The organism is Gemmobacter sp. (genome assembly GCF_016792925.1).
Lineage (GTDB): Bacteria > Pseudomonadota > Alphaproteobacteria > Rhodobacterales > Rhodobacteraceae > Gemmobacter.
Genome location: NZ_JAEULU010000006.1, coordinates 1 through 3,941 on the forward strand (window position 1 = coordinate 1; position 3,941 = coordinate 3,941).

The following is a 3,941-nucleotide window of genomic DNA, read 5'->3' on the forward strand; positions in this document are numbered from 1 at the left end:
GGGCCGGCGAAGCGACGTGCAGGGCCTCCCCCGGCACATCGCCGCCACCCCGCGCCATTTCCCCTTGACCTTCGCGCAGGCCCTGTCAAAACCGCGACATGGCTACAGCGACCCTCACCATTGATCTTGACGCCATTGCCGCCAACTGGCGCGCTCTGGACCGTCTCAGCGATCCCGCCACGCAGACCGCTGCCGTGGTCAAGGCCGATGCCTATGGGCTTGGCTCCAAACGCGTCGTCCGCGCGCTGGCCGAGGCCGGGGCGCGGCGTTTCTTCGTGGCCGTGGCCGAGGAAGGCGCCGCCGTGCGGCAGGCGCTTGGCCCCGGCCCGCAGATCAATGTGCTGGGCGGCCATATGGCGGGCGACACCGAGATGGTGCATGACCTCGAACTGACGCCCATGCTCAATTCGGTGGATCAGATCACCCGCCATCTGGAAAGCCTGCCGGGCCATCCCTTTGGCATCCAGCTGGATACCGGCATGAACCGGCTGGGGCTGGAACCCGCCGAATGGGAGGCCGTGGCACCGCTGGTTCTGGAACAAGGCCCCGAACTGGTGATGAGCCATCTGGCCTGCGCCGATGAGCCTGACCATCCGATGAACGCCGTGCAACTGGCGGAGTTTCACGCCCTTACCGACGGGATCGGCGTGCCGCGCAGCCTTGCCGCCACCGGGGGCATCCTGCTGGGGCCGGAATATCACTTTGAACTCACCCGCCCCGGCGTGGGCCTTTATGGCGGGCGCCCGTTCTTTGACGCCTACCCGGTGGTGCGGCTGGACCTGCCGGTGATCCAGACCCGCGAAGTGGCGGCGGGCGAGATCGTCGGCTATTCCTGCGGCTATACCGCCGATCAGCCGCGCCTCGTTGCCACCCTGGGCGCGGGCTATGCCGATGGCATCACCCGGCGCCTGTCGGGCATCGGCACGTTGTGGGATGGCGACACGCCGGTGCCGATCCTGGGCCGCGTCTCGATGGACCTGATCACCGCCGACATCAGCCACCTGCGCCAGATCCCGCGCAGCCTGACCCTTCTGGGGCCGATGCAGGGCGTGGATGATGTGGCCGACCTCACCGGCACCATCGGCTATGAGGTGCTGACCTCGCTGGGTCACCGCTATGCCCGGCGCTATGCCTCCACCGCCACGCGGGGGCAGGCGTGAGCCTGCTGTCCCCCGTCGCCCATCTGGGCCGCATGACGCTGGGCCTCTTGGCCGAGTTGGGCCGCGTTGCGATCTTTGCGGGCGCGGTGGTCAGCCATATCTTCCGCCCGCCCTTCTACCCGCGCGAGCTGTTCGCGGCGCTGATGCAGATCGGCTGGTTTTCACTGCCCGTCGTGGGCATGACCGCGCTGTTCACCGGCGGGGCGTTGGCGTTGCAAATCTATGCCGGCGGCGCCCGGTTCAGCGCGGAATCGGTGGTGCCCGCCATCGTCGCCATCGGCATGGCGCGCGAGCTGGGGCCGGTGCTGGGAGGCCTTATGGTCGCGGCGCGCGTCGCTTCCTCCATCGCGGCCGAGATCGGCACGATGAAGGTGACCGAGCAAATCGATGCCCTCACCACCCTCTCCACCAACCCGCTGAAATACCTCGCCGTGCCGCGCGTGGTGGCGGCCACTCTGGCCGTGCCGGTATTGGTCGCGGTGGGTGACAGCATCGGTATCATGGGCGGCTGGCTGGTCGGCGTGCAGCGCCTCGATTTCAATTCTGCCGCCTATATCAAGAACACCGTCGATTTTCTGGAACTGTGGGACGTGACCTCGGGCCTGCTGAAAGGTGCGGCCTTCGGCTTTCTCGTGGCGCTGATGGGGTGCTATCACGGCATGAATTCGGGGCGCGGCGCGCAGGGCGTGGGCAGTGCCACCAAATCTGCCGTCGTCTCGGCCTCCGTCCTGATCTTTGCCGCGAATTACCTGCTGACGGAGCTGTTCTTCTCATGATCGAACTCCGCGGCGTGCATAAATCCTTTGGCAACCATGCCGTGCTGCGCGGGGTAGATCTGACGATCCCCAAGGGCACCTCCATGGTCATCATCGGCGGGTCCGGCACCGGGAAATCGGTGCTGCTGAAATCCATCCTGGGCCTTGTGCGCCATGACAGCGGCACCATCACGCTGGATGGGCAGGATGTGACCAAGGGCGACCGCGACGCGTTTCTGGCGCGCTTTGGCATGTTGTTTCAGGGGGCTGCGCTGTTCGACAGCCTCCGCATCTGGGAAAACGTCGCCTTCCGCCTGCTGCGCGGCAGCCTCAAGCGGCCCAAGGCCGAGGCGCGCGAAATCGCCATCGAGAAGCTGCGCCGCGTGGGCCTTGGCCCGCAAGTGGCCGATCTGTTCCCGGCCGAATTGTCGGGCGGCATGCAAAAGCGCGTAGGCCTCGCGCGCGCCATCGCCGCAAACCCCGAGGTGATCTTCTTTGACGAGCCGACCACCGGCCTTGATCCGATCATGTCGGGCGTCATCAATGATCTGATCCGCGAGATCGTGGTGGAGATGGGCGCCACCGCCATGACCATCACGCATGACATGACCAGCGTTCGCGCCATCGCGGATAACGTCGCCATGCTGCATGGTGGCAAGGTGCGCTGGAGCGGCCCGGTGTCTGAAATGGATGCCACGCCAGACCCTTACGTCCAGCAGTTCATCCATGGCCGGGCCGAGGGGCCCATCGAATCGCTGCGCTGAGACTGTTCTGCCGCCGGAAACGCTGTGCCTCTGGCCGGGGGATTGTTTCCGCTTGCGGTGATTGCGGCAAAAATATGTTGCCTTTCCGGGCCTTGGGCGAAAAGTTAACGCCGGGGTTACCGGGGTGTCTCATGTTCGATCCGCACAGCCATGCCTGGCGTCAGGCGCAATCCGTGGCGCAGCATCTGGCCTTTGGCGCCATCATCGCCATCACCGCCTTTCTGGTGCTGACTTCGGGCCTTGCCTTTGCCGGGCAGATGCCCTGGCCCAATCTGGCGGTCGCCTGGGGGGACACTGTGCTGCCCTCGGCGGGCATGTGGGTGCAGCTGGGCCTTACCGCCATCATGCTGTGCATCTGTTTCTTCATCCCCGCCAATGCCCGCATGGCCCGGCTGGAGCGCACGCATCGCTCGTTCCAGATCGGGATGGAGGATGTGAAACGCGCCTATGCGCTGGCCCATGCCGCCGATCGCACCGGGGTGTTCAGCCTCTCGACCGAGTTCGAGGAGATGCGGCAGCGGATGGAATTGCTGCGCAAGCACCCCGATCTGCAACAGCTGGAGCCGGAGCTGCTGGAACTGGCGGCGCAGATGAGCTTTCAGTCGCGCGATCTGGCCCGCGCCTATAGTGACGACAAGGTGGGCCGCGCCCGGGGCTTCCTGACTGCGCGGCAAAGTGATGCCGACAGCATGGCCGAAAAGATCAAGCTGGCCCGGCAGACGGTGGATGAGCTGCGCCGCTGGCTGACCGATGTGGAAAGCGAGGAGCGCCGCAACCACAGCCAGATCCGCCGTCTGGAGGCCGACTTGCGCGAAATCCTGCCCGAGCTGGGCTATGCCTTCGAGGAACCGGCGCGCGAACCCAATGTGGTGCCGCTGCACGGGCTGAAGTCAGACCTGCATCCGGCGTGACCCGCGCCATTGGCCAAGGCCATTGCCGAGGTCATGCGACGCCCTTCCCGCGTTTGGGCTGTTGGCCCAAAGCCACCGGCCAGCACCCGCCCTGCGGGGGCGGGTGCTATCGCACCCACCGGGCGGGCGATGGCCTGTCGGTCTTATGCTGCGATGGTCTGGCTGGACTGTTCCCACAGGGCCGGGGAAACGCGGTGCGTTTCCGGTTCCCGCCCCTTCACACTGGCCGAGGCCATTGCCGAGGTCATGTGGAGGCGTTTCCGCGTTTGGGCCGTTGGCCCAAAGCCACCGGCCAGCACCCGCCCTGCGGGGGGCGGGTGCTATCGCACCCACCGGGCGGGCGCTGGCCTC

The 3,941-nt window shown here is 66.3% G+C and carries 4 protein-coding genes; all 4 read left to right on the top strand.

Translation table 11 applies throughout. From position 1 onward, the window contains the following. Window positions 1–98: 98 nt before the first annotated feature. The 4 genes from alr to JNN06_RS00255 all read left to right on the top strand — a co-directional run bounded on the left by alr (window position 99) and on the right by JNN06_RS00255 (window position 3,590). The gene (alr, locus tag JNN06_RS00240; protein WP_291237592.1) at window positions 99–1,160 is read left to right on the top strand and encodes an alanine racemase; all 1,062 of its coding nucleotides are present in this window, start codon (window positions 99–101) and stop codon (window positions 1,158–1,160) included. After that, the gene (locus tag JNN06_RS00245; RefSeq protein ID WP_291237593.1) at window positions 1,157–1,936 is read left to right on the top strand and encodes an ABC transporter permease; all 780 of its coding nucleotides are present in this window, start codon (window positions 1,157–1,159) and stop codon (window positions 1,934–1,936) included. The genes alr and JNN06_RS00245 overlap by 4 nt, the downstream gene beginning before the upstream one ends. Continuing rightward, on the top strand, window positions 1,933–2,679 hold the full coding sequence (locus JNN06_RS00250) for an ATP-binding cassette domain-containing protein (RefSeq protein ID WP_291237594.1): 747 nt from the start codon (window positions 1,933–1,935) through the stop codon (window positions 2,677–2,679). Before JNN06_RS00245 ends, JNN06_RS00250 begins: the two co-directional genes overlap by 4 nt. Before the next feature lie 131 nt (window positions 2,680–2,810). Further along, complete coding sequence (locus JNN06_RS00255; protein WP_291237595.1) at window positions 2,811–3,590, top strand: DNA repair protein; 780 nt, start codon at window positions 2,811–2,813, stop codon at window positions 3,588–3,590. Window positions 3,591–3,941: the final 351 nt, after the last annotated feature.

Bases quoted from the DNA above. Each gene is read 5' to 3' on its own strand.
- JNN06_RS00250 (WP_291237594.1), top strand. From the start codon at position 1,933: ATGATCGAACTCCGCGGCGTGCATAAATCCTTTGGCAACCATGCCGTG.
- JNN06_RS00255 (WP_291237595.1), top strand. From the start codon at position 2,811: ATGTTCGATCCGCACAGCCATGCCTGGCGTCAGGCGCAATCCGTGGCG.
- alr (WP_291237592.1), top strand. From the start codon at position 99: ATGGCTACAGCGACCCTCACCATTGATCTTGACGCCATTGCCGCCAAC.